The sequence below is a fragment of the Bosea sp. 685 genome, assembly GCF_031884435.1.
In the GTDB taxonomy this organism is placed as follows: Bacteria; Pseudomonadota; Alphaproteobacteria; order Rhizobiales; family Beijerinckiaceae; genus Allobosea.
Window position 1 is genome coordinate 2,354,970 of the sequence record NZ_CP134779.1, and the last position, 24,663, is coordinate 2,379,632.

The window sequence follows — 24,663 nt, forward strand, 5'->3', positions numbered from 1 at the left end:
AGAAAACGCATTAAAACAAAGAGCTAACGCAGCCTGGCGGGTGGCGCGCCGGTCGTGTCCCTGATGACCAGTTTGGTTGGCAGCAGGACGGTCTCGACGGGCGCATCAAAAGCCTCGATCCGGCGCAGCAGCAACTGGGCGGCGGTCCGGCCCACGGTCTGCCGCGCCACGGCGACGGTGGTGAGTGCCGGACGCCACAGGGTCGCCTCGGCGATGTCGTCGAAGCCGATGACGGAGAAATCCCGCCCCGGCGTCAATTCGCGCGAGCGCAGGCCGAGCATGGCGCCAAAGGCGACGACATCGTTGAAGCAGGCGACCGCCGTGGGCGGTTCGGGCAGATCGAGCAAGGCGAGCACATGGGCCATGCCGGTGTCGCGCGTCGCCGAGCCGGAGAGCACGAGGCGCGGCTCGAGCGCGATCCCGGCATCGAACAAGGCCTGCCGATAGCCCTCGAACCGCTCGCGGCCGGTCGAGATGTTCTCGTTGAGGCCGATCATGCCGATCCGGCGATGGCCGAGCTCGATCAGGTACCTTGTGGCCTCGATCATGCCGGCGCGGTGATTGGCCTGGACGAGATCGACCTCCGCTCCCGGAACCGAGCGCGAGACCATCACGCAAGGCAAACGCCAGGATCGGAGCAGGTCGACGAAGGCGGCGTCCGTGCCCATGGCGGGCACGACAAGCAGGCCTGCTACATTATATTCGCGCACGGCCGAGACGAAGGCGCTTTGGCGCGCGACGGATTCGGCGGTGTTCGACATCAAGACGATGCGGTTCTGCTCCGTCAGCGCGTCTTCCATCGCCGCGACGATCTCGGCGAAATAAGGGTTGATCAGATCGTTGACCGCCATGGCGATCAGGCGGGACTCTGTCGAGCGCAGGCCCGCGGCGCCGCGGTTATAGACATAGCCGAGGTTTTTCGCCGCCTCGAGCACGCGCTCATGAGTGCGCTTGGGGATGGTCGGACTGTTGCGCAGCACGAGTGAGACGGTGGCCTTCGAGACGCCGGTCGCATTCGCGATATCCACCAGAGTGGGCCGCAGATTCGCTTGCGATTGCGCCTTGCGATGCTCGAAATCTGCCACGGATTCGTCTGTTTCTGCCTCTGGATGGATGATCTGATCGCGGTGGACCGGCCCGTCAAGCCTGCGGCATCAGGCGACGCCATGGAGGGCGAGGACATGCCCCATCCGCTGCGCCGCCCGGTCGGGGTCCAAGAACAGGCCGAGTGTCGCGGCGTGACGGAAGACGCGAGCGAGATGCAGCACCGAGCGGGCGCCCTGCTGGGCACCGAGCATGGTGAAATGCTCCTGATGGCCGCCGAGGTAAGCGAGCAGGACGACGCCGGTCTTGTAATACTGCGTCGGAGGCTGGAATAATTCGCGTGAGAGTTCCACGGTCGGGTCGAGGATGTCCCGGAAGGGCGCGACGCCGCCTTGCGTCAAGGCCTTGAGGGCGGCCGATGCGATGGGTGCGATCGGATCGAAGATGCCGAGCAAGGCGTGGCTGAAGCCCTGCGCGTCTCCCGTGATCAGTTCGGGATAGTTGAAGTCATCGCCGGTATACATCGCGACGCCCTCAGGGAGGCGGCGGCGCATCGCGATCTCGAGCCCCTTGTCGAGGAGCGAGATCTTGATGCCGGCGATCCTGCCGGCATTGTCGGCGATCATGCCGAGGCAGGAATCCATCGCGGCATCGATGTCGCGACCGCCCCAATAGCCGGCGAGCGCCGGATCGAACATGTCGCCGAGCCAGTGCAGGATTACCGGCTGGTCCGCCTCGGAGAGGACGCGGGCATAGACGCGGGCATAATCGGCGGGGGATCGTGCCGCCCGGGCGAGAGCCCGGCTCGCCATCAGGATGACGCGCCCGCCGAGACCCTGGACATAGGACAACTGCTCGAGATAGGCGGCGATGACGCTCTCGATCGTCGCGTCCTCGGGCGTGAGTTGTTCGGTCCCGACGCCTGAGAAGACCACTGCGTCGGGCCGCTGGCGGGCGCTAGCGAGGGTGTTGCGGATCAGGATTTTCGCGGAGGGCCAATCCAGCCCCATGCCGCGCTGGGCGGTATCCATCGCCTCGGCGACGCCGAGGCCGAGATCCCAGAGATGCTCGCGGAAGCGCTGTGTCGCGTCGAAATCGATCGCGATCTCGCGCATCGGCGCGATATCGGCCAGCGGATCGGCGACGACATGGGCGGCCGAGAGGACGGCGCGCGCCAGCGTTTCGCCGGGACGGGCGGTGTCCCAGCGGACAGGATCGGGCAGGGCGAAGCGTTCCAGAGAGCGGTCTGCGCGGGGAAGAGCGAGCGTGATCATCAGGGCGACCGTTCCGAGGCTTGAGGGCGCAGGCGGGTGAGGAGCGTGGTTTCGCCTTCCTGGGCGATCTCGCCGCCGCGTTTCACCACTTCGAAAGCCAGCGTGACGATGCCTTGGCCCTTGCTGGACAGGCGCTTGCCGGCGACGCGGATTTGCGCGCCGATGCGGTCGCCCGCGAAGATCGGGGCCCTGAAGCGCCAGTTCCAGCCGAGCGAGGCGATTGCCATGATGCGCACCGAGGCCCGGTTCTTCAGCCCGTCGGTCAGCGCCAGGCCGAGCAGGCCATGGGCGACCCTGGCCGGAAAGCCCTGCGAGCGGGCGAAGTCATCATCCATGTGGATGTCGAAGAAATCGCCGGAGAGGCCGGCAAAGGAGACGATATGCGCCTCGGTCACGACCAGGAAGCCGGTCTGGTAGCGATCGCCCTCCTCAAGGTCCTCGAACCAGTATTCGCCCGGGGGAAGCTCTCTGCCGCTCATGATCGTCACAGCCTGCGCACCGCCAGGCCGCCATCGACCCGCACCACCTCGCCGGTCGAATAGGGCAGGGAGCCTGAGGCCAGCATCGCGGCCGCCTTGCCGATATCCTCGGGCTCGCCCCAGCGGGCGAGCGGGGTGAGGCCTTCAGCGAAAAGCGCGTCATAACGCTCCTTCGCCACGGCGGTCATGTTGGTGCGGATGATACCGGGGCGGATCTCGTAGGCATTGATGCCGTCCCCGGCGAGGCGCGCCGCGAAGAGCTGCGACATCATCGCGAGCCCCGTCTTGGAAATGCAGTACTCGGCCCGGTCGGCCGAGGCGAACTCGACATTGATCGAGGAGATCGTGACGATGCTGCGGAAGCGGTCTGACGGGGCTTGCACCATCTTCCGCGCGACGGCTTGCGTCAGGAAGAAGGGGCCCCGCAGATTGACCGCCATCAAGCGGTCATAGCTCTCGGGCGTGACCTTCAGGATGTCATCGCGCCTGGCGACGGAGATGCCGGCATTGTTGACGAGGCAGTGCAAGCCGCCGAAGGCGGCCCAGGCCTCATCGACCAGGGCTTGCTGGCTGGAGAGGTCGCTGATGTCGCCAGGCAGCGCCACGGCCTTGCCGCCGCGCGCCTCGATTGTGGCGATGGTCGCGGGCAGATCATCGGATTCGGCCAAGTCGTTGGCAATGATGTTGAAACCGGCATCCGACAGGGCAAGCGCGATGGCGCGGCCGATGCCGCGGCCTGCGCCCGTGACGAGGGCGTTTCCGAGCTGTGGTCGATCCATCCCAGCGTTTCCCGGCTTCATTTTTTCAGTTGCGTGGCCTTGTTGATCCCTGTAGTAAATCGATCTACTAGAACGATCAAGTCAGTTTTTAAACTGCGTCTTTTGGGAGTGGAACGATGAGGCTCACGGTGAAACGTCGCGCCTTCGATGGCGGGGACGGCCTCGCGCTGCCTTGGCTTCGCGGGCCCATCGTCGCCTGCGCGCAGCAGCCAAATGCGGACATATCCGGCTCCGATCCGATGAGAACGCCATGATGAACAAGATCATTTCCGCGACTGAGGCGGCGCGATTCATTCCTGATGGGGCGGTTCTGGCGATCGGCTCGTCGGCGGGACTCAACTGCCCCGACCACATGCTGAGGGCGGTCGGCGAACGCTTCGCTGGGGAGGGGCATCCGCGGAATTTGACGGTGTTCTCGCCGATCGCGGCCGGCGACATGTATGGCGTCAAGGGTATCGACCATCTGGCGCGCAAGGGCCTGCTCGAAACCATCCTCGCCGGCTCCTTTCCGAGCGGGCCGTCCTCGCTGCCGTCGCCGGCGATCTGGGAGATGATCGAGCGCGACGAGGTTGCGGCCTATAATTTGCCGTCGGGCGTGATGTACGACATGGCCCGCGACGCGGCGGCCAAGCGTCCGGGCGTGCTGACCAAGGTCGGCCTCGACACCTTCGTCGATCCGCGCCTCAACGGGGGCAAGATGAACGCGGCCGCGGCGAAGCGCGGCGAGGTGGTGCAGGTCGTCGAGTTCGGCGGCGAAACCTGGCTGCATTTCCCCAATCATTTCCCGCAGGTCGCGATCATTCGCGGGACGACGGCCGATGAGCGCGGCAATATCTCGATGGAGCAGGAGGGGGCCGTGCTCGGCATGGTCGACCTCGCGCTGGCTGCCCGCAATTCAGGCGGGATCGTGATCTGCCAGGTCAAGCGAACGACGGCTGCAGGGACGATTCCCGCCCACAGAGTCCATATCCCGTCGACGCTGGTCGATTACGTCGTCGTCGACCCCGACCAGGCCCAGGCAACGGAGATCCTCTATGATCCCGCGATCAGCGGGGAAGTCCGCCGTCCGATCAGCAGCTTCAAGCCAGAGCCCTTCAGCGTCGACAAGGTGATCGCGCGGCGCGCCGCGATGGAGCTGATGGATGACGGTGCGGTCAATCTCGGCTTCGGAATCTCGGCGCTGGTGCCGCAGATCCTGATCGAGGAAGGCCAGGCCGAGGCGGTGACCTGGGTGATCGAGCAGGGCGCCGTCGGCGGCGTTCCCCTGACGGGCTTCGCCTTCGGCTGCGCCGCCAATGCGCAGGCGATCTTCCCGACCCCGCAGCAATTCACTTACTTTCAGGGCGGCGGCTTCGACTGCTCGCTGCTCTCCTTCCTCGAGGTCGACGCCTTCGGCAGCGTGAACGTCTCGCGATTGCCGTCACGGCCCTATCTCACTGCCGGTTGCGGCGGCTTCGTCGACATCACGACGCGGGCGCGCAAGATCGTCTTCAGCGGCTATTTCACGGCGGGCGGCTTGCAGGTGGCGGCCGAGGATGGCGGTTTGCGCATCCGGCAGGACGGCAAGATTTCCAAATTCGTGCCTGAGGTCGGCCACGTCACCTTCAGCGGCCGAAACGCGGTCGAGCGGGGGCAGGACATCACCTATGTCACCGAGCGCTGCGTCCTCAAGCTGCGCCGCGAGGGTTTGACCGTGGTGGAGATCGCGCCGGGCGTCGATCTCGAACGCGACATCCTCGCCCGGGCGGGCACGCCGCTGCAGGTGGCGAGCGATCTCAAGCTGATGGATGTGCGCTTGTTCCGGCCGGAGCCGATCGGGCTCAGCCTGGCCCGCAAACCCGCCCCAGTCATTCGGACCGGCCTGCAGGCTGCGTGAGGGGCAAACGATGACTGACAGCCTTCTGAAGAACGATGTTTTCGAGGCGGTGCTGGCCGCGCCCGGTGTCGTCCTCATCCGCATCATCTCCAAGCCGCTCGGCGTGTTCACCATCGCGGCGCGGCGGGCGTTGACCGCCTTTCTGGAAAGCGTGCAGCGCGATCATGGCGCCCGCTGCGTCGTGCTGATCGGCAGCGGGCAGGCCTTCTCCGTTGGCTCCAATATCCGCGAATTCGAAGCCACAGCCGCCTGGATCGAAGAGGCGCGCCTGGTGGAGACGAAGCTCAACGAGACCATCGAGCGCGGCCCGGTTCCAGTGATCGCCGCCTGCAACGGGCATACGCTGGGCGGCGGCATGGTCCTGGCGCTGGCCTGCGATTTCCGCATCGCCGGCCGCAGCGCGAGCTTCGGCGTTCCCGAGGTCAAGCTCGGCGCGATGGCGACCGCGACGGGGACGCAGCGCCTGCCGATGCTGGTGGGGCGTGGCCAGGCGCTGCGCCTGATGCTGACGGGGCAGACGATCGGCGCGGAAGAGGCCTACCGGATCGGGCTGGTCGAGGAGCTCGTTGGGGATGACGAGCTCGAAGCCCGGGCGCTCGCGGTCGCGGAGCTGATCGCCAGCCAGTCGCCCAAGGCGGTCGCGGCCTCCAGGCGCAGCGTCTCGGCCGGCCTGCGCAATGGCTATCAGGCCGGGCTTCTGATGGAGGAGGAGATCACCGTGCCGCTTGGCCTCTCCGACGACGCCATCGAAGGCAAGGCCGCCTTCGTCGAGAAGCGGCCGCCACGTTTCGTTTAGGGCTGAGAGCCCAGCGGGAAATGAACCTAGCGATTTCAAGGGCTCTGATTTGATCACCTATGCGCCGTCATTCCGGACAAGCCGCGCAGCGGCGCAGATCCGGAATCCATCGGAGGGCTCCGGAACTCTACGATGGATTCCGGATCTCCGCTTCGCTGCGTCCGGAATGACGGTGCGGGTGATGGCGAGCGATCGGAGGTCCTTGATATCGCTCGATGCATTTCAGGTTGGCCTCCTGGGATGAGGGCTCAGGGAGGCAAGAAGCCTCTCAGTTGGCTCCTCCTTTTTCGATGATGGCATGATGACGGAACGCCACGGGCTTGCGCCCTTGTCTCTGGATCGCTGCTCGATCAACACGGCGACGCTCGGCCATCGCCTGCCGATCGAGGAGGTCGTCGATCTCGTCGCGCGCTTCGGCTTCGGGGCGATCGCGCCCTGGCGGCGTGATCTCGAGGGGCGCAGCGTTGCCGCCATTGCACGGCGCATTCGTGAGGCTGGCCTTGTGCTCAGCGGCTATTGCCGCAGCACCTATCTCCCGGCCGCGACGCAGGCGCAGTTCAAGGCGAATGTCGCGGATAATCTGCGCGCGCTGGACGAAGCGGCCCTGCTCGGAGCACCCTGTTTCGTGCTTGTGGTCGGTAGCCTTCCGGCCGGCGAGCGAGATCTCGATGCGGCTCGCGCGCAGGTCGCGGAAGGGCTGGCGCTGCTCCTCGAACAGGCCCGCACTTGCGGCGTCGCCCTGGCGCTGGAGCCGCTGCACCCGATGTATGCCGGCGACCGCTCCTGCGTGACGAGCCTGGCGGAAGCGCTCGCCATCTGCGAGGCGCTCGATCCCGAGCGGCGCGGCGGCATCGGGGTCGCCATCGACGTCTACCATGTCTGGTGGGATGCGCGGCTGAGTGAGGGAATCCGCAAGGCCGGGGAGGCGGGCCGGATCAGCGCCTTCCATCTCTGCGACTGGCTGGTGCCGACGCGCGATCTCCTGCTCGATCGCGGCATGATGGGCGACGGCGTGATCGATATTCCGAAGATTCGGGGGCTCGTGGAGCGGGCGGGATATCGCGGATTCATCGAGACCGAGATCTTTTCGCGGGACTGGTGGGGGCGGCCCGAGCGTGAGATCCTGGCCACCTGCGCGGAGCGCCTGACGATCCGTTGCTGACGTCAGGAGGCGAGTAGGGGCATAACTTCCGTCCATCGGATCGACGGGCAACGTGAATGGAAAACGCGCCAGATGGTCGCCAGCCAGGGCTTCGCTGAATTCCTGCGTGAGCAGCTTGCGCCGCTCGGCCGTGTCACGCTGCGGCGCATGTTTGGCAAGACCGGTGTGTTTTGCGACCAGGTGATGTTCGCGGTGGTGGCGGAGGACACGCTCTATTTCCGGGTCGACGCTCACAACCGGGCGGAGTTCAAGGAAGCCGAAGCCTCTCCGCCGCTGAGCTATGAGAAGCAGGGGCAGGTCATAGACCTTTCCTTCTGGCGTGCGCCTGAGCGGCTGCTGGATGAGCCGGACGAGCTCGTCACTTGGGCGCGGTCGGCGCTGGCCGCGGCGCGCCGGGTCGCAGTGAAGCGTGTGTCGCCGCGCCGGGTATGATTCTGGATCGACCGCCGTCAAGCATCCCGCTGCCCTTGCGGGAGCTCCCGCGACAGGCTCGGCGCCGCGCGCTCCGCGCAGGTCGGTGCCGTGATTTTGCCGGCTTGTCTCATGTCGTGACATCCACCATGACGGACACGTCCGGGCCGTTGCGACAAAACGCCCCGGCAACGACATGAGAACACGGCGATGAATCTCAATAGTCCGGTCAGCGTCTCACAGCGCGCCGCCATGCCCGTGCTGATCGCGCTCAGCACGACCCATCTGCTCAACGACATGATGCAGTCGCTGATCCCGGCGATCTATCCGATCATCAAGACCGCCTATGCGCTGGATTTCGGGCAGATCGGGCTGATCACCCTGACCTTCCAGATCGCGGCGTCGCTGCTGCAGCCGCTCGTCGGAGCCTATACCGACAAGCACCCGATGCCCTATTCGATGGTCGCCGGCATGGGCTTCACGCTCGCCGGGCTGATCGGGCTCGCCTATGCCGGCAGCTATCCGCTGCTCCTGCTGGCGGCGGCCTGCGTCGGCATCGGCTCTTCGATCTTCCATCCCGAGGCGACGCGGATGGCACGCAGTGCGTCCGGCGGGCAGCACGGGTTGGCGCAGGGCATCTTCCAGCTCGGCGGGCAGACCGGCGGCGCGCTCGGGCCGCTGCTGGCGGCGTTCGTGATCGTGCCGCGCGGCCAGACCAGCCTCGCCTGGTTCTCGGCCGCGGCGCTCCTCGCGATGATCCTGATGACCTGGACCGCCGGGCGCCATGCTCAGTTGCGGAGCCAGCAGGCGGCCGCTCCGGTCGCGGTCAAGCTGGCGTCGGTGGCCGGGCCGCCGACCCGCCGCGTCGCGAGCGTCGTCCTGCCGATCACGATCCTGGTCATCCTGCTGTTTTCCAAGAACGCCTATTCGCAGAGCTTCAGCTCGTTCTACACCTTCTACCTGATCGGGAAGTTCGGTGTTTCCGTGCAGACCTCCCAGGTGATGCTGTTCCTCTTCCTGGTGGCCTCGGCGGCCGGGGCGGTCGGCGGCGGCATGCTGGGCGACAAGATCGGCCGTAACAAGATCATCTGGTTCTCGATCCTGGGGGCGCTGCCCTTCACGCTGATGCTGCCTTTCGCCAACCTGTTCTGGACCGGCGTGCTGACGGTTGTGATCAACCTGATCATGTCGAGCGCTTTCGCGGCGATCCTGATCTACGCGATGGAGCTTCTGCCCGGCCGCGTTGGATTGATCGGTGGCCTGTTCTACGGGCTGTCCTTCGGTCTCGGCGGAGTCGCCGCTGCCATGCTGGGCGAACTTGCCGACTGGGTCGGCATCGAGACCGTCTACCGGATCTGCGCGTTCCTGCCGGCGATCGGCCTGCTGGCCTGGTTCCTGCCGAAGATGACGGAGCATCCGGCGCGATAAGCCTGATGCCGTCATCAGGAGGGGGCTGCCTGCATGGCCGCGCCGGCGGGTGCGACCGAAACAACAAAGCCAGTTGACAAACAGTCCCCGTAATCGAACTATTCCACTATAGCGGAATTGTGGGGGCCCTTGATGGACATCCGAGACCGGTCCGGGGTTCCACGCGACGCCGCTGCGACGGCATGAACTATCGCTGGAACTGGTCCATCCTGCTGCAGGAGCCCTATACGGAGTGGCTCTGGAGCGGCTTGCAATGGACCGTTGCGATCAGCCTCGTCAGCTGGGCCATTGCGCTCTCGGTCGGCCTCGTCGTCGGCGTGGTCCGCAGCCTGCCGAGCGGCATTCTTCGGATGATCGCCGGCATCTATATCGACGTCTTCCGCAACATCCCGCCGCTGGTCCAGCTCTTCCTGTGGTATTTCGTCCTGCCGGAGATCGTGCCGGAGACCATCGGCCTCTGGATCAAGCGGGATCTACCCTATCCTGAATTCGTCACCGCCGTGGTCGCGATCGGGCTGTTTGCGGGCTCGCGGGTCGCCGAGCAGGTCCGTGCCGGCATCGAAGCCGTCGGCAATCATCTGATGCCGGCTGCGCTGGCGACGGGCTTACGTCCGATGCAGGCGTTCCGGCTGGTCGTGGTGCCGCTGGGCCTGCGCGCCATCGTCGGGCCGCTGACCTCGGAGTTCCTGGTCACGGTCAAGCTGTCGTCGCTGAGCCTGACGATCGGCGTGCTCGAACTGACGGCACAGAGCCGCCATATCGAGAACTACACCTTCCAGGGCCTGGAAGCCTTCACCGTGGCCACCATCGGCTACCTCGTCATCGGGCTCTGCGTCACCGGCCTGATGCGCCTGATCGACGACAGGGTCGGCGGCGCAGCCCTGCGCAAGGCCGGCTCATGAGCGATTTCGACTGGGGCGTCATCGCCAGATCATGGAGCTTCCTGGCCGAGGGCATGGCGCTCAGCGCCTTGCTGGTCGCGGTCGCGACCAGCGGCGGATTGGTCATCGGCTTTGGCCTTGCCTTGATGCGATTGTCGTCGAACCGGCTGATCGCGGGGCCGGCCGCGGCTTACGTCACGGTGATGCGCTCGCTACCGCTCGTCCTGGTGCTGTTCTGGTTCTATTTCCTGGTGCCGCTGGCGATCGGCCGGCCAATCGGCTCGCTCGCCTCGGCGCTGATCGCCTTCGTGATGTTCGAGGCGGCGTTCTACTGCGAGATCATTCGCGCCGGCATCAACAATGTCCGCCAGGGTCAGGCCGAGGCCGGGCTGGCGACGGGCCTGCGGCGCTCGCAGGTGATGCGCCATATCGTCATGCCGCAGGCGTTGAAGGCGATGACGCCGCTGGTGCTGAACCAGATCATCATCGTCTTCCAGGACACCTCGCTCGTCTATGTCGTGGCGCTGCATGATTTCCTGACGACGGCGAGCATCGTGGCCGCACGCGATGGGCGGCCGACGGAAATGTATACGCTCGTCGCCGTGGTCTACCTGATCATCTGCCTGTCATCGACCAAGGCGCTGGAATTCTACCGGAAAGGCCGCGCGGGATGATCGTTCTCGAGGACGTGCACAAATCCTATGGCAAGCAGAAGATCCTGCGCGGCTGCTCGGCTTCGGTGAAGCTCGGCGAGGTCGTGGTGGTCTGCGGCCCGTCGGGCTCCGGCAAGAGCACGCTGATCAAATGCGTCAACGGTCTCGTGCCGTTCGAGCAGGGCTCGATCACGGTCGATGGCGTCTCGGTCTCGGACAAGAAGACCGATCTTCCGATGCTGCGCGCGCGGATCGGCATGGTCTTCCAGAATTTCGAGCTCTACCCGCATATGACCGCGCTCGAGAATGTCAGCCTGGCGCAGATCCATGTGCTGAAGCGCTCGCGTGCCGAAGCCGACGCCCGCTCGGAGAAGCTCCTGGCCCGGGTCGGGCTCGGCGGCAAGCTGGCGAGCCGCCCGAGCCAGCTATCGGGAGGCCAGCAGCAGCGCGTCTCGATCGCTCGCGCTTTGGCGATGGACCCCAAGGCGATGCTGTTCGACGAGCCGACCTCGGCGCTCGACCCCGAGATGATCAACGAGGTGCTGGAGGTGATGCAGGCGCTGGCGCTGGAAGGCATGACCATGATGGTGGTGACGCATGAGATGGGCTTCGCCCAGCGCGTGGCCGACCGGGTGCTGTTCATGGATGGCGGCGAGATTCTCGAGGACTCGCCCAAAGCGCAGTTCTTCACCACCCCTGCGACGGAGCGCGCCAAGCAGTTCCTGACCAAGGTCCTGACCCACTAGAATCGATGTGATGACCGAGCTCAGCGCCCCGCAGATCGGCCCGATCATCCAGCGCCAGCGCAAGGCGCGCGGGCTGACGCTGCTGCAGCTTTCGGGCCTCTCGGGCGTGTCAAAATCGATGCTGTCGCAGATCGAGCGCGGGCAGGCCAACCCGACCTTCGCCGTGCTGTGGGGCCTGACGCAGGGGTTGAAGATCGATTTCGCGGCGCTGCTGCAAGGTGGGCAGGCGGTGCCAAGCGATACGACGATCGAGATCGTCCCGTCCGAGCACACGCCGGAGATCCGCAGCACTGACGGCTCCTGCCGGCTGCGCATCCTCAGCCCTCCAAGCCTGGCGGGCACGACCGAATGGTACGATGTCGAGATCGCCGGCGGCGGCAGGCTCGACAGCGCGCCACATGCGGCGGGCGCGTGCGAGCACTTCACGGCGCTGTCGGGGCAGTTCCTGATCACGAGCGGCGCATCGACCTATCCGGTCAAGGCGGGCGAGACGGCGCGCTATCCCGTCGACGTTCCCCATTCCATCAGCAATGCCTCGCACCGGCCGGCCCGCGGCCTGATGGTGCTGCTCTACGGCAAAACCGGACAGGGCAGGCCAGCTTGACTCATTTCCGCTATAACGGATCATCTCTGCAAGCGGAGATGTCCGCACCGCCCAAGGCATTCACCACTGCCAAGGGATTCACGGCCGCGCGGCTTCGTTGCGACCGTTCTTCCCCTCAGGATCGAGCAAAGGCATCTTTCCCATGCGCGTAAGCATTCTCGGCGCTGGCGGCGCGGCCTATGGCGCTGCTGCCCAACTCTTCGTCGGCGGTCACGACCCGATGCTGTGGTCGCCGTCAGGCCAGAGCACCCGCGAACTGGCGACTGGGGCTCCGTTGCGGGCGACGACTGCGATCGAGACGAGCTTTCAGCCCCGGATCGCCTCCAGCGCCAAGGAGGCGGTGACCGAGTCCGACGTGGTGATGCTGGTGATGCCCGGCAATGCCCATAAGATGGCGCTGGAAGCCACGGCCGCGCATCTGCGCGAGGGGCAGCCCGTCATCATCAGCTCGCACGCCTCGTTCGGCGCGCTCTATCTCTCGAAGCTGCTCGCAGCCCGTGGCGTTCGCGCGCCGATCATCGCCTGGGGCACGACGCTGACGACCGGCCGCAAGACCAGCCCGACCGTGGTCGGCGTCAACTCGCTGCGCTCCAAGATCGATATCGCGACGGTGCCTGAAGCGGGGCTCGATGAGGGCCATGCGCTTTGCACGGCCCTGTTCGGCGAGCGTTTCGTCAAGCGCGACGGGCTCCTGGCGATCGCGCTCAGCAATCTCAACCCGCAGAATCATCTTGCGATTGCGCTGTTCAACCTGACGCGGATGGAGCGCGGCGAGAGCTGGGGCCAGGCCGAGAACGTCACCCCGGCTGTCGGCCGCGTGATGGAGGCGCTCGACGCCGAGCGGCTGGCGATCGCCGAAGCCTTCGGGCTTTCGGTGCGAACGATCAAGGAGCACTATGCCTTCTCCTATCAATTGCCGGTCGCCAGCATCGCGGAGATGAACGCCAATCTTCATGGCCAGGGGCGCGGCGGCTTCGGTCCGACGACGCTGGAGAGCCGCTATGTGCTGGAGGACGCGCCCTTCGGCCTGTTGCCGACGGTTCTGCTCGGCCGGCTCGTGGGCCGTCCGGCGGTGCTGCACGAGGCTGGGTTGACCATGCTTTCGGGCGCCTATGGCCGTGATTTTGCTGATGACAACGACCTGCTGCCGTCTCTCGACTTCGCGCAGATGACGCGCGAGGAGCTGCAGGAACGGGCGCGCCTTGGATTTTGACGGCTCCCCGCCGGGCGGGGCGACGAACTGAACGATCACGGCAAACGGGAGAAGACCATGCGACTAAACCTTGTCACCGTCACAAGCGCGCTGCTGGCGCTCGGCATGGCGGCCTCCGCCCAGGCGCAGGAGGTCGATGCGATCGTCAAGAAGTTGCGCGACACCAAGACGATCACCATGGGCATCCGCGAGACGCTCTACCCTTACGGCTATCTCGACAATGACAAGAAGCCGGCCGGCTACGCAGTCGAGTTCTGCCAGCGCATCATCGAGGAGATCAAGGCCGAGCTGAAGCTGCCGGAGATCCAGGTCAAATACGTGCCGGTCAACATCCAGAACCGTCAGGCGCTGGTCGCCAACGGCACGGTCGATCTCGAATGCGGCGGCACGGTCAATACCTTCGGCCGCAACAAGCAGGTCGATTTTTCCTCCGTCTCCTATGTCTCGACGAGCCAGCTTCTGGTTCTCAAGGCCTCGGGCATCACCAAATACGAGGATCTGAACGGCAAGGTCGTCGCCGTCGCCACCGGCGGCAGCAGCGAACCCGACCTCAAGAAGCTCATCGCCGATAAGAAGCTCAATATCCGCATCCAGAACGTTGACGACCATGCGGCTGCGCTGATTTCGGTCGAGACCCGGCGCGCGGACGCCTATTTCAGCGACAACGGGGCGTTCTACAGCCTGATCAAGCAGTCGAAGAACCCTGATGCCTTGACCATCGTCGGCGAGGAATACGGCTATGCGCCGCAAGGCTTCATGGTGCCCAAGCTCAATCCGACGATCCTGTGGATCGTCAATCACGCCATGGCGAAGATGTTCAAATCCGGTGAGGCCGAGGCCCTGTTCGACAAATGGTTCGGGCCGTTCGGCGTCCATGTCGGGCCGAGGTTGCGGGCGGCCTGGGCGACGCAATCCTACGCTGAATGAGGACTACGGACCGGCGGGAGAGGTGGCGTTCCAGCGTCTCTCCCGCTGGCATGGGTTTGGTCAGTTCGTGCCGTATCCGGCTGCGATCCGGGCGTCGATGATGTAGCGACCGCCGACTGCTACGATGCGCGCGCCCTCGTTCAGGCGCTCCAGCAAGGCCGCGACCGATCCCGCGGGCTCGCCGCCGGCAAAACCCTGGGCGCGCGCGAGGCCGATGATATCGGCGGCGGGATCGTCGAGGCGCTGGCCGATGCCCTTGTTCTCGACCGGGCGGCCGCGCTGCAGGGCGACCCGTTCCTGATGGACCTCATCGTTGAAATAGGAGCGATTGTTCATCACCACGATCATGAGCGGCACCTTGACATGCGAGGCGCTCCAGAGCGCGTTCACGCCCATCAGATAGTCGCCGTCGCCGATGACCCCGACGGTGAGGCGCCCGCTCTCGCGCAGCGCGATCGCCGCGCCGATGCTGTGTCCGGGGCCGGTTCCGACGGCGCCGCCGCCATCCTTGCCGAGGAAATCGAGCGGCGTGCGGAAGCGGCTGGCTGAACGCGGCCAGCCGAAGGAGAGGCGCGCGAAGGTCACCTCATGCTCGCGCGCAAAGGCTGCGAGTGTGAAGGCCGCCTGCTCGGCGTCGAAGACTGCGTTAGGGTCCGCAGCCAGCGGGGCGTTGCGAGCCCAATGGTTCGTGTCCGGGACAAGTGGCGCTGGTTTTTGCCAATGCGCTTCCTCATCGAGTGCGCGCAGCAGCTGCGCGGTGAAGCGGTCGGGGTCGGCGAGGACGGGGAGGTCGGCTGCAGGCAGGGCCTGATGATCCATGCTCCAGCCATTGGCGAGATAGGAATCGAGCGAGCAGTGGATGATCCTGGCCTCGGCCGGCATTTGCGTCTGGGCTTCGCCGAGCCTGGCGCGCAAGAGCCCGGCGAGATCGTGCCAGTCGAAGCTGACGATCAGGTCGGCGCGTCTGAGAAGATCGCTTTCGGCCGGGGTGGGCCTCTCGCCGATCGGCGCGAGCGGATGCATGGCATGCTCGGTCGGGAAGCAGGAGGCGTTGTGCAATGTGGTCAGGACCGTTGCGCCCAGCGTCTCGGCCAGCCTGACGCGGCGGTTCCAATCCTCGCCATCCCGTGAGACCCGGCCGAAGAGCAGCACGGGGCTCTTCGCCGCCCGCAGCATCGCGAGGGTTTCCGCCACCGTCTCGGGTGCGGCGGCTGGAGGCGCAGGCGGGCGGAAGCGCGCGACATCGGGCACGCGGACCGGCCGGTCGAGCCTGGCCTCCTGCATTTCCGTCTCGAGGCAGACATAGGCCGGCCCCATCGGCGCGGTGCGCAGGATCTGGTTGGCGCGCAGCACCGATTCCACCGCGGCTTCCGCCGAGACCGGCTGATCGTCCCATTTGACGTAAGCCCGCACCAGGGCGCCCTGGTCCTTCGCAGTATGGATCCAGTCGATCCAGGGGCGGCGAGCATGGGCGTCGATCGGCCCGGTCGCGCCGATGATCAGTATGGGGCGACGGTCGCACCAGGCGTTGAAGATCGTCATCACCGCATGCATCAGGCCGACATTGGCGTGAAGCGCGACCGCCATCGGCTCGTTGGCGACGCGCGAGAAGCCGTCGGCGATTGCGACCGCATGTTCCTCATGCAGGCAGACGATCATCGCCGGGTCTGCATTGCCGAGATGGTTGACGAGGCTGTCATGCAGGCCGCGGAAGCTCGAGCCGGGCACCAGGGCGATGTAGCGGTAGCCCAGCGCGCGGATGGTCTCGGCGACGACGTCGCTGCCCCAGCGCGTCTGATTGGATGCCTGATCGCTCATCGCGCCGGCCGCTTCAGATTGACGTGGATGTGCTTCTCCTGGGTGTAGCTGATGAGCTCATCAAGGCATTCCTCGCGGCCCAGGCCCGACTGCTTGACGCCGCCGAAGGGCGTGCCGAGGAAGTGGCGCGCCACCTCGTTGATCCAGACGAAGCCAGCCTCGACCTCGCCGGCGAGACGATGGGCGGTGCGAATGTCATTGGTCCAGATCGAGCAGGTGAGGCCGAAGGGCACGCTGTTGACCAGCCTGAGCATCTCGGTCTCGTCCGACCAGCGCATCACGGCCAGCACCGGGCCGAATACCTCCTCGCGGGCCAGGCGCATCTGCGCGGTGACGCCTGTGTAGATCGTCGGTTCGACGAAGAAGCCGCCAGCGAGCGCGGGATCGCCCGTCCGCTTGCCGCCGCAGAGCAGCGTTGCACCCTCGCGATTGGCATCAGCGATGAAGCCCAGCACCTTGTCGCATTGTTCGCGGCTGATGAGCGCGCCCATGGTGGTCGCGGGGTCGGCAGGATCGCCCGGCTTGAACGCCCTGACCCGCTCGGCCAGTCTGTCGACGACGGCGTCGTGGATGGCGTCATGCAGGATCGCGCGGCTGGTCGAGCCGCAGGATTGGCCGCACCAGGTGAAGTTCATGCCGGCGATGATGCCGGCGGCGACCTCGTCGGGATCGGAATCGGGCAGCGCGATCAGGGCGTTCTTGCCGCCGAGTTCGAGCAGCACCGGCTTGATTGTCTCCGACGCCGCCCGCATCACGGCGCGGCCCGCATTGACGCTGCCGATCAGCGCGACCATGGCGACATCGGGATGGCCAGCAAGTGCTGCCCCGACCTCGCGCCCGCCCGGCACGACGTTGAACACGCCCGGCGGCAGCACGCCCTCGATCAGCTCGGCGAAGCGCAACGCACTCAATGGCGCCTGATCCGGCGGCTTGACGATGACGCTGTTGCCGGCGGCGAGCGGCGCCGCCGATTTGGCGGCGCAGAACATGAAGGGGTGGTTGAAGGGAATGATGCGGGCGACGACGCCGCGCGGCTCGCGCACCGAGAAATTGACCGAGTCCGGGCCGAGCGGAACGGAACTGCCCTTCATCTCGGTGACGAGGCCGGCAAAGAAGTCGAGCTGGGCTGCGGCGTTGGCGACATCGCCGGCCATCTCATGCAGCGGATTGCCGCCATCGACGGCGTCGATCCAGGCAAGCTCGCGGGCATGCTCGCGCACGATCCCGGCGATGTGCCGCAGCAGCCGGGCCCGCTCTGCCGGGCGGACGCGCTTCCATTCGTGGAACGCCGTCCGCGCGGCCGCGACGGCGAGGTCGACATCGGCGACTCCGGCCTGCGCGACCTGGCCGAGCGAGCCGCCGGTGGCGGGGTTGACAAGTTCCGCTACCCCGCCAGCGACAGGCTCGCGCCAGGCGCCGCCGAAATACAGGGAACGGCGCTGCGGCAGCTCGAAGGCGGGGGCCGTCTTGGCGTGCAGTGTCATGAAGGGAGCTCCGAAGGCGGGAGGGCGGACCGCTGTCAGCTGCGCGGCGGAATGCGGAGCAGGTCCTTGAGCTGGCCGGCGCTCAAGGGCTGATTGAGCGACTTGAACTTCACGGCGTCGGCCATGAGTGCGTCCATGCCGAACATCTGGTCGGGCAGCATCAGCGACTTCGGGAAGAATTCGTCGCGCACGCGCTTGGCGATCTCGGGCGTCTGCTTGGTGAATTCGGCATAGGCCTTGATCGCGTCGTCGCTGGTGTACATCCAGTCCAGCGTTTCCCTGTAGGCGGCCATGAATTTGTCGAGCACCGGCTTGCGGCTCTCGATGAAGCGGAGATTGGCGATCAGGGTCCGGATGCTCTGGTCGCGGATGGCGGGCACGTCGTTGGCGCGCGCGATGATGCGGATCTTGTTGCCATCGATCGCCTCGAGGCCGAAGGGCGGCGACGACCAGCCGACATCGACCTGGCCCGACATCACGGCGGTGAAGGTGCCCGGCGGTCCGCCTGTCGGCACGAGCTTCGATTTCAGGCCGAAGGCGTCGACGAAGCCCAGCACGATCGAATGCGTCGAGGAGCCGTTGGTCGAATAGGCGATCGTGGTGTCGGGGCCGGCATCCCTTATCGACTGCAATTTGCTGTCGGCGCGCGCATACCAGAAATCGGAAGCGCCGGTCGCCTGCGCACCGACGATGCGCACCGGCGCGCCCTTGGAGAAGGCGCCGAGCACGCCGAGCGTGCCGGCCGCGACACCGATATCGGCGCTGCCGGCGATGACCGCCTGCTGGGTCTCGCCGCCGCCTTGGGTGTAGAGGAGGTCGAGTTCGAGCCCATGCTTCTTGAAGATGCCGGCCTGCTTGCCGAGCTCGGGCACCGAGGTGTCCCAGTTGCCGCGCTGGCCGATGGCGATCTTGATCGCCTCCTGGGCGCTTGCCGCCAGCGGCAAGGCACTGGCGAGCAGGGCGGCGAGGATCGTGCGTCTCAACATGAGCGTTCTCCCGTTGGTTCTCGTTGTTCTCTCGCGTTCAGCGCAGCGGGCGGGCCAGCCTGCTGACCAGGGCGTTGAGCGCGACGGCGAGGCCGAAGATGATGATCAGGAGCGCGTACATGCCGGGCATGTCGAAGCGCTGGTAGTTCTGGATCACGAGGAAGCCGAGGCCCTGGTTCGAGAGCTTGGTCTCGGCCAGCAAGGTGCCGATCGTCGCGACGCCCAGGCCCAGCCGCACGCCGTTGAGAGTGGGCTCGCGCATGCCCGGCAGATAGACCTTGGTGACCATCTGCAGGGTCGAGGCGCGGAAGCTCTGGCCGACGCGGATCAGTACGGGGTTGATCTGGCGCATCCCGGCCGCGGCGCTCAGCGCGACCGGGAAGAAGCAGGAGAGCGCTCCCATCGCTATCTTCGAGCCCGGACCGACGCCGAACATCATGATCATGACCGGGAAGAAGATGATCTTGGGCGTCGGACCGAGATAATAGAGATAGGGCTCGAAGGCCCGCGACAGGAACCGGCTCGCGCCCAGCGCGATCCCGCAAGCGAGGCCAAGCCCGCCGCCGACCGCCAATCCAAGAATGATCTCGAAGCCGGTGACGGCGAGGTTGCGATAGAAGGCGGCGTCGGCAAGCGTCAGTGCGAGCGCCCGCGTGATCGCCAGGAGAGAGGGCACGACATCGCGATAGAGCAGCCCCGAGGCCGAGAGCGCCTCCCACAGCAGCAGCACGGTGGCGATGATGGCGATACGCAGCATCGTCACCGGTGACAGCAGGCTGCCGGCTCGCGGCCCGGTCACGTGGTCGATCGCAGCCATCGCTCGACCCTTTCCAGGCTGACGAAGACAACGACGCTGATCAGGATGACGAAGCAGATCGCGGCATAGGTTCCAGGCAGATCGTAGCGCTCGGCCAGCTCGTTGATCAGCGGCCCGAGCCCGCCGAAATTGATCAGGAACTCGACCCCGACGATGTTGATCAGGGCAAAGATCAGCCCCAGCCGCAATCCGACGAAGATCGTCGGCAAGGCCGCCGGCAGCAGGACGCGCCAGAACATCTGGGACGGGGTCAGCTTGAAGGAGCGGCCGACATCGACCAGCACCGGTCTGATGCCGCTCAGCCCCTCCAGCGTCTTGAGGATGACCGGCGCCAGGCCCGAGACGAAGCCCATCGCCACGATGGTCGAGGCGTTACGGCCGAAGATCACCAGGAAGAGCGGGTAGGCCAGCACCAGCGGGGCGGCGGCGAAAGCGGCGATCCAGGTTTCCGTCGCGGCCCGCAGCAGCTGGAAGCGGTAGAGCAACAGGCCTGCGGGCACGCCGACCAGAGTGAGGAGCAGGCCCGCCGCCAGCGCCTCTCCGCCCGTGATCAGGAAGCGGGAGAGTACGCCTTCCTCCAGCACCACGCGCTCGAAGGCGAGCGCGATCTGCGAGGGTGGCGGCACGACATAACGGCTGAGAATGTCGAGGCGGATCAAGAGCTCCAGGGTAAGAAGCCCGGCCAGCAGCAGGCCGAATCCGGCAATTGCCGGGCCGAGATCACGTTTGGCACGGGGGGCTGCGGCGTTCGCCATCTCAGCCTCGCGCCTTCTCGGATTCGGCGAGGCCGCGGCTCGCCTCCTCGCGCAGGTCGCTCCAGATCTGGGCGACATAGCGGCCGAAGGCCTCGCTGCCGACGATCTCGGAATTGCGCGGGCGCGGCAGGTCGATGTCGATGACGCGCTTCACCCGTCCGGGCCGGTAGCTCATGACGATGATGCGGTCGGAGAGCTGCACGGCCTCGGTGATATTGTGCGTGATCAGCAGCACCGTCTGCTTCAGCTCCTGCTGGATCTCGATGACCTTGTCGCCGAGCAGCAGGCGCGTCTGCTCATCGAGCGCTGCGAAGGGCTCGTCCATCAGGAGCAGCGTCGGCTCGGAAGCGAGCGTACGCGCGATCGCGACGCGCTGGCGCATGCCGCCGGACAGCTCGGCGGGACGGCGCCGTTCAAAACCTCGCAGCCCGACGAGATTGACGAAATGCTGAGCCCTCTCCAGCCGCTCGGTCTTGGCCATGCCCTTGATCTCGAGCGGGAAGGCGATGTTCTCGACCACGGAGCGCCAGGGAAAGGTCGATTCCTCCTGGAAGACGATGCCGATACTCGGATGGGGGCCGGCGACGGTCTCGCCATCGATCAGGACGCTACCCTCACTCGCGGGCAGCAGGCCGCCGATGATGTTGAACAAGGTGGATTTGCCGCAGCCGGAGGGGCCGATGATGGTGACGAACTCGGTCCGCGCCACCTCGAAGGACATCGCCTCGACGGCGACCACGGCGCCGTCCGAAGTCTCGAAGCGTTTCGAGACGCCCTGAACCTCAAGTGTCGGCCGGGTCTTGGCCACGGTATTATGGCCCGCGCCGTTCATGAGGGCTGCGTTGCTGGCCGCATCGGCCAGATGGCCCGCGCGCGCATCGATCGAGACCGCTGCCGTCATCACAGTCCTTGTCGCGTCGGCGGCGGATAGCGGCGCTTTGGCGACCTGCTGTCCGCTCCTCCTCCAGAAAGAGCCTCTGCGGACCCTTGAGCGCATTTGAGGCCAGCAGGGGCGCTGATGTCCAAGACATTGTTCGATGGTCTGCCCATATCAAATCGATTGGCCTTGCCGGGCGGCTTTGCGCTAATGCTTCGCTGCGTCGCGCCTGCATGGGCGGACGCCATCGAGCGGAGACGGCCCCATCAACCTGCGGCAGCTGCGTTACTTCACCAGGGTTGTCGAGGCCGGGAACATCACCCGCGCCTCCGAATTGCTGTTCGTGGCGCAGCCGGCGCTGGGTCTCCAGATTCGCCAGCTCGAGGAGGAGCTCGGCACGGCGCTGCTGCTGCGCCATTCGCGCGGCGTCGCGCCGACGCCGGCCGGGCAACTGCTCTATGACGGGGCGCGCGACCTGCTCCAGCGGGCCGAGGCGCTGAAGGCGCAGGTCAAGGGGCTCGACGCCAGCACGGCCGAGACCTTGATCCTGGGTCTGTCTCCGAGCGTCAGTGTCCTGCTGGGCCAGGACATCATGCTCGAGGCGCGCGGGCGTCTGCCGAATGTGTTCCTGAGCCTGTTCGAGGCGATGAGCATCGGGCTGATCGAGGCGATGGACCGGCAGGAGGTCGATGTCGCCTTCGCTTATGATTATTCCGACCGGCCGAGCCTGAGCGGAACCCCGCTCTTCGACGAGGAGCTGCTGTTCGTGAGCGCGCCAGGCGGCGATTCGGAGCAGCCGATCGCGCTGACTGAGGCCCTGGCGCGCGATCTCGTCCTGGCGAGCGAGCGCGACCCGATTCGCCGCACGGTCGAGGCGCGGGCCCAGAAGCTCGGCATTCGCCCGCATATCGTCTTCGAGGCGCAGTCGGTCGCGCTGATGAAGAGCGTCGTCGCGGCGGGGCATGCGGCGACGATCATGCCCTATGGCATCGCGACCGAGGAGTTGCGGCGCGGCGAGCTGATCGGGCGGCGCATTGAGCAGCCGCTGCTGCGCCGGCTCTATCTGGTCAAGCAGTCGCAGCGCGTGCCGTTGCGGGCGGAGGCCGAGATCGATGCGTTCCTGGGCGAGATGGCGCAGCGGCTTCGCCTGGCGCTTGGGCCACTGGCGCGCCCCTTCACAGCTTGAAGCCGTCCAGTGTCGAGGGGTGGAACAGCTCTTCTGGCCTGACGCGCCGCTTCGACAGCCCCTGGCGGTGGTGGTGCTCCAGGAAATTGTCGAGCCCGGCCTTGTTCGGCGCAAAACCATAAGACCAGAAATCCGGCCCCATCAGATCGCGCGCGGCGGCCAGTTGCTCCTCGACGAAGGGCAAGGTGACCTTGGTTGCCGAGGTGTCGGCGAGTTTTGCCAGCGCCATGGCCTTGGACTGCTCGAAGGCCTTCAGCACCGTCGCCGGCAGCCAGGGATGGGCCTCGACCAGGGATCGGCGCACGCCGATGAGGTGCATGATCGGAAAAATGCCGGTGCGCCGATAGTAGTCCTGGGCGAGCGCGGTCGGGTCGGCGAAAAGCCGCGCGACCTCCGGATGGCCACGCTCGAAGCAGGGCGGGGCGCGCGGGCCGATATAGGCGTCGATCTCGCCGTCCTGGAGCAGCATGTCGAGAGACTTGCCGGCAGGGGCGGCCTCCAGCCTGATCTCCGGCGGCAATTCGATCGCGATCTTCTCGACCCTACTCGGGTCCACGATGCCGCCGCGCACCCAGGTGACGTCGCTTGGCCTGACGCCATAGTCCTCGTCGAGCAGCGCGCGGACCCAGACGCAGGCCGTGAGCTGATACTCTGGCAGGCCGATCCGGCGCCCCTTCAGATCCTGCGGCGTGCGGATGCCGCGATCGGTGCGGATATAGATCGAGGTGTGCCGGAAGGCTCGCGAGACGAAGGCGGGAACGCCGACATAAGCAGGCGTACCCTGCGCCGTCTTCAGGCTCATGCTGCTGAGCGACAATTCGCAGATGTCGAAGGCCTCGTCGCGGAAGGAGCGGAAGAAGATCTCCTCCGGCGTCAGCATCATCGGAACGATCTCGACCCCGTCGATGCGAACCGCGCCGTCGAGGAGCGGCCGGTTGCGATCATAGTCCCCGATCGCCAGGGACAAGCTCAAGCGTGACATGCGGACAGGCCCTTTGACCGGCCGCCCAGATGTTCGCGGCCGCATGCCATCTGCGGAGGACCTGGGCGCCAAATCCAGAATTGAATCGACAGCGCTGCCATATGGCGAATGTCTCGGTGCGCCGGCAGCCGGGTGCAATCAGCGCCGTAAGGCTTTGATCTGGCATCGGCTTCTCCCGAAAACCGGTTCCCACTTTTTCGCATCCTGCTCTAGCGCTTGCCCAATTCGATGTCGGGCATGGTCGGCGGCGTGAGGCCCCGCTCGCTTTCAGGGATGACGGGCGAGGGGTTGCGCGAGATGCGCAGTGCGAGATAGGCGGCCGTTGCGATCGACAGCACGACGAGATAGGCGAGCAGCCCCTGTGGGCCGAGAAACTGCATGAACAGCGTCGCCGCGAGCGGCCCGATGGCCGAACCGACGCCCCAGAGAAAGAGCAGCCGGGCCGAAAGCCCGACCGCCTGCTCCTGTCCCAGGCGAAAATAGGCGTGCGCAACGGCGACCGTGTAGAGCGGGATGCCGCAGCCGCCGATCAGGGTGAACAGGCTGAACAGCCATATCCGGTCATGCGCCGTACCCAATTGCAGCAGCACCCCGAGCAGGGTCGCAGCCAATGCGACCGCGCTCGCGGCGGTCAGCATGATGACGCGGCTGGCAATGCGGTCCGCGAGCAGGCTCAGCGGCCATTGCAGCATGAGCGCGCCGATCTGGATCGCGGCGGTCAGCAGGATCGTCGCTCTCTGGTCGAGGCCGATCAGGATGCCGTAGGCAGGCGCGACATTGGTCAAGGGACCGCCGACCAAGCCGACATAAAGGCAGCCGATGACGGCGGCCGGCGCATGCCGCCACAAGGTCCGCAACCTGACCGAGACGACCTCGCTCGATTCAGGGCCGCGAGCCCGGGTGAGCGCCACGGGAATCAGCGCGAACGAGAACGCCATGCTGGCGTAGAGAAAGACGTCATGCGCCTGGATCGCGACATAGCCGACGCCGATCTGGGAGCCGATCAAAGCAAGGCGATTGAGGATCTGGTAGATACCGAAGATGCGGCCGCGATTGCTGCCCTTGGCCTGGCCGCTGATCCAGCTCTCGATGCAGATGGCATGGCCGGCGGCCGACAGGCCCATGACGAGCCGCGCCACGCCCCACAAGGCCTCGGGAATCATTGGAAAGCTCAAGGTCGAGGCGGCCTGAAGCGCGGCGAAGACGGCAAAGCCGCGAATATGGCCAATGCGGCGCACCAGCGAGGGAATCGCGAAGCAGCCGACGAGAAAGCCGATCGAGTAGGCCGAGCCGACCAGACCGATCAGGAGCGGAGGCTGGCCCGCGACCGCCATCCGCAAAGGCACGACCGTGTTCACGATCGTGCCGGCCACCTGCAGGATCAGCGCTCCGGCAACGATCGCGCCAAGCGCAGCGACCGAACCGCTATGGGCCTTTTCTGTCACGGCTCCAGATATCCAGGACGCTTCCCCAGGAACCCATCTG

The 24,663-nt window shown here is 66.1% G+C and carries 24 protein-coding genes; 12 read left to right on the top strand and 12 right to left on the bottom strand.

Annotation, left to right across the window (positions count from 1 at the left end; all coding sequences use genetic code 11):
- Positions 1-23: 23 nt before the first annotated feature.
- The 4 genes from RMR04_RS12565 to RMR04_RS12580 all read right to left on the bottom strand — a co-directional run bounded on the left by RMR04_RS12565 (position 24) and on the right by RMR04_RS12580 (position 3,576).
- On the bottom strand, positions 24-1,085 hold the full coding sequence (locus tag RMR04_RS12565; RefSeq protein ID WP_311914950.1) for a LacI family DNA-binding transcriptional regulator: 1,062 nt from the start codon (positions 1,083-1,085) through the stop codon (positions 24-26).
- Between the two features lie 69 nt (positions 1,086-1,154).
- The gene (locus tag RMR04_RS12570) at positions 1,155-2,318 is read right to left on the bottom strand and encodes a dihydrodipicolinate synthase family protein (protein WP_311914951.1); all 1,164 of its coding nucleotides are present in this window, start codon (positions 2,316-2,318) and stop codon (positions 1,155-1,157) included.
- Positions 2,318-2,797, bottom strand: a complete 480-nt coding sequence (locus tag RMR04_RS12575; protein WP_311914952.1) for a MaoC family dehydratase — start codon at positions 2,795-2,797, stop codon at positions 2,318-2,320. The genes RMR04_RS12570 and RMR04_RS12575 overlap by 1 nt, the downstream gene beginning before the upstream one ends.
- 5 nt (positions 2,798-2,802) lie before the next feature.
- Positions 2,803-3,576 carry a 3-ketoacyl-ACP reductase gene (locus RMR04_RS12580; RefSeq protein WP_311914953.1) on the bottom strand — a complete coding sequence of 258 codons (774 nt, stop codon included), beginning with the start codon at positions 3,574-3,576 and terminating at the stop codon, positions 2,803-2,805.
- Positions 3,577-3,829: 253 nt separating this feature from the next.
- Here RMR04_RS12580 and RMR04_RS12585 point away from each other — a divergent pair, with 253 nt between their 5' ends.
- From RMR04_RS12585 to RMR04_RS12635, 11 genes are all read left to right on the top strand, one after another.
- A complete protein-coding gene (locus tag RMR04_RS12585) occupies positions 3,830-5,452 on the top strand; it encodes an acyl CoA:acetate/3-ketoacid CoA transferase (protein ID WP_311915819.1) in 1,623 nt (540 codons plus the stop codon).
- Between the two features lie 10 nt (positions 5,453-5,462).
- Positions 5,463-6,248: an enoyl-CoA hydratase/isomerase family protein gene (locus RMR04_RS12590; protein ID WP_311914954.1), complete on the top strand. Its 786-nt coding sequence runs from the start codon at positions 5,463-5,465 to the stop codon at positions 6,246-6,248.
- A gap of 328 nt (positions 6,249-6,576) precedes the next feature.
- Positions 6,577-7,410, top strand: coding sequence for a sugar phosphate isomerase/epimerase family protein (locus tag RMR04_RS12595; protein ID WP_311915820.1), 834 nt, complete (start codon positions 6,577-6,579; stop codon positions 7,408-7,410).
- 72 nt (positions 7,411-7,482) lie between these two features.
- Positions 7,483-7,842 carry a TfoX/Sxy family protein gene (locus tag RMR04_RS12600; protein WP_311914955.1) on the top strand — a complete coding sequence of 120 codons (360 nt, stop codon included), beginning with the start codon at positions 7,483-7,485 and terminating at the stop codon, positions 7,840-7,842.
- Between the two features lie 189 nt (positions 7,843-8,031).
- Positions 8,032-9,249: an MFS transporter gene (locus tag RMR04_RS12605; protein ID WP_311914956.1), complete on the top strand. Its 1,218-nt coding sequence runs from the start codon at positions 8,032-8,034 to the stop codon at positions 9,247-9,249.
- A gap of 182 nt (positions 9,250-9,431) precedes the next feature.
- On the top strand, positions 9,432-10,151 hold the full coding sequence (locus RMR04_RS12610; protein WP_311914957.1) for an amino acid ABC transporter permease: 720 nt from the start codon (positions 9,432-9,434) through the stop codon (positions 10,149-10,151).
- Positions 10,148-10,804: an amino acid ABC transporter permease gene (locus RMR04_RS12615; RefSeq protein WP_311914958.1), complete on the top strand. Its 657-nt coding sequence runs from the start codon at positions 10,148-10,150 to the stop codon at positions 10,802-10,804. Before RMR04_RS12610 ends, RMR04_RS12615 begins: the two co-directional genes overlap by 4 nt.
- Entirely contained in the window at positions 10,801-11,529 is a 729-nt protein-coding gene (locus RMR04_RS12620; protein ID WP_311914959.1) for an amino acid ABC transporter ATP-binding protein, read from the top strand. The genes RMR04_RS12615 and RMR04_RS12620 overlap by 4 nt, the downstream gene beginning before the upstream one ends.
- Positions 11,530-11,539: 10 nt before the next feature.
- Entirely contained in the window at positions 11,540-12,133 is a 594-nt protein-coding gene (locus tag RMR04_RS12625) for a helix-turn-helix domain-containing protein (RefSeq protein ID WP_311914960.1), read from the top strand.
- A gap of 142 nt (positions 12,134-12,275) precedes the next feature.
- The gene (locus tag RMR04_RS12630) at positions 12,276-13,346 is read left to right on the top strand and encodes an NAD/NADP octopine/nopaline dehydrogenase family protein (RefSeq protein ID WP_311914961.1); all 1,071 of its coding nucleotides are present in this window, start codon (positions 12,276-12,278) and stop codon (positions 13,344-13,346) included.
- Between the two features lie 57 nt (positions 13,347-13,403).
- Positions 13,404-14,273: an amino acid ABC transporter substrate-binding protein gene (locus tag RMR04_RS12635; RefSeq protein ID WP_311914962.1), complete on the top strand. Its 870-nt coding sequence runs from the start codon at positions 13,404-13,406 to the stop codon at positions 14,271-14,273.
- Positions 14,274-14,333: 60 nt separating this feature from the next.
- Here RMR04_RS12635 and RMR04_RS12640 read toward each other — a convergent pair whose 3' ends face one another.
- The 6 genes from RMR04_RS12640 to RMR04_RS12665 are packed head-to-tail and all read right to left on the bottom strand — an operon-like array spanning position 14,334 to position 21,034.
- On the bottom strand, positions 14,334-16,091 hold the full coding sequence (locus tag RMR04_RS12640) for a thiamine pyrophosphate-binding protein (protein WP_311914963.1): 1,758 nt from the start codon (positions 16,089-16,091) through the stop codon (positions 14,334-14,336).
- Complete coding sequence (locus RMR04_RS12645) at positions 16,088-17,575, bottom strand: aldehyde dehydrogenase family protein (protein ID WP_311914964.1); 1,488 nt, start codon at positions 17,573-17,575, stop codon at positions 16,088-16,090. The genes RMR04_RS12640 and RMR04_RS12645 overlap by 4 nt, the downstream gene beginning before the upstream one ends.
- Before the next feature lie 35 nt (positions 17,576-17,610).
- A complete protein-coding gene (locus RMR04_RS12650) occupies positions 17,611-18,561 on the bottom strand; it encodes an ABC transporter substrate-binding protein (protein WP_311914965.1) in 951 nt (316 codons plus the stop codon).
- A 37-nt stretch (positions 18,562-18,598) separates the two neighbouring features.
- Positions 18,599-19,378 carry an ABC transporter permease gene (locus RMR04_RS12655; RefSeq protein ID WP_311914966.1) on the bottom strand — a complete coding sequence of 260 codons (780 nt, stop codon included), beginning with the start codon at positions 19,376-19,378 and terminating at the stop codon, positions 18,599-18,601.
- On the bottom strand, positions 19,357-20,133 hold the full coding sequence (locus tag RMR04_RS12660; RefSeq protein ID WP_311914967.1) for an ABC transporter permease: 777 nt from the start codon (positions 20,131-20,133) through the stop codon (positions 19,357-19,359). Before RMR04_RS12660 ends, RMR04_RS12655 begins: the two co-directional genes overlap by 22 nt.
- 1 nt (position 20,134) lies before the next feature.
- Complete coding sequence (locus tag RMR04_RS12665) at positions 20,135-21,034, bottom strand: ABC transporter ATP-binding protein (protein WP_311914968.1); 900 nt, start codon at positions 21,032-21,034, stop codon at positions 20,135-20,137.
- A gap of 292 nt (positions 21,035-21,326) precedes the next feature.
- On the opposite strand from RMR04_RS12665, the gene RMR04_RS12670 reads away from it, so the two are divergent.
- Positions 21,327-22,196: a LysR family transcriptional regulator gene (locus RMR04_RS12670; RefSeq protein WP_311915821.1), complete on the top strand. Its 870-nt coding sequence runs from the start codon at positions 21,327-21,329 to the stop codon at positions 22,194-22,196.
- On the opposite strand, the gene RMR04_RS12675 is transcribed toward RMR04_RS12670, so the two are convergent.
- Complete coding sequence (locus RMR04_RS12675) at positions 22,186-23,178, bottom strand: ABC transporter substrate-binding protein (RefSeq protein WP_311914969.1); 993 nt, start codon at positions 23,176-23,178, stop codon at positions 22,186-22,188. The genes RMR04_RS12670 and RMR04_RS12675 overlap by 11 nt on opposite strands.
- 209 nt (positions 23,179-23,387) lie before the next feature.
- Entirely contained in the window at positions 23,388-24,623 is a 1,236-nt protein-coding gene (locus RMR04_RS12680; protein ID WP_311914970.1) for an MFS transporter, read from the bottom strand.
- Positions 24,624-24,663: the final 40 nt, after the last annotated feature.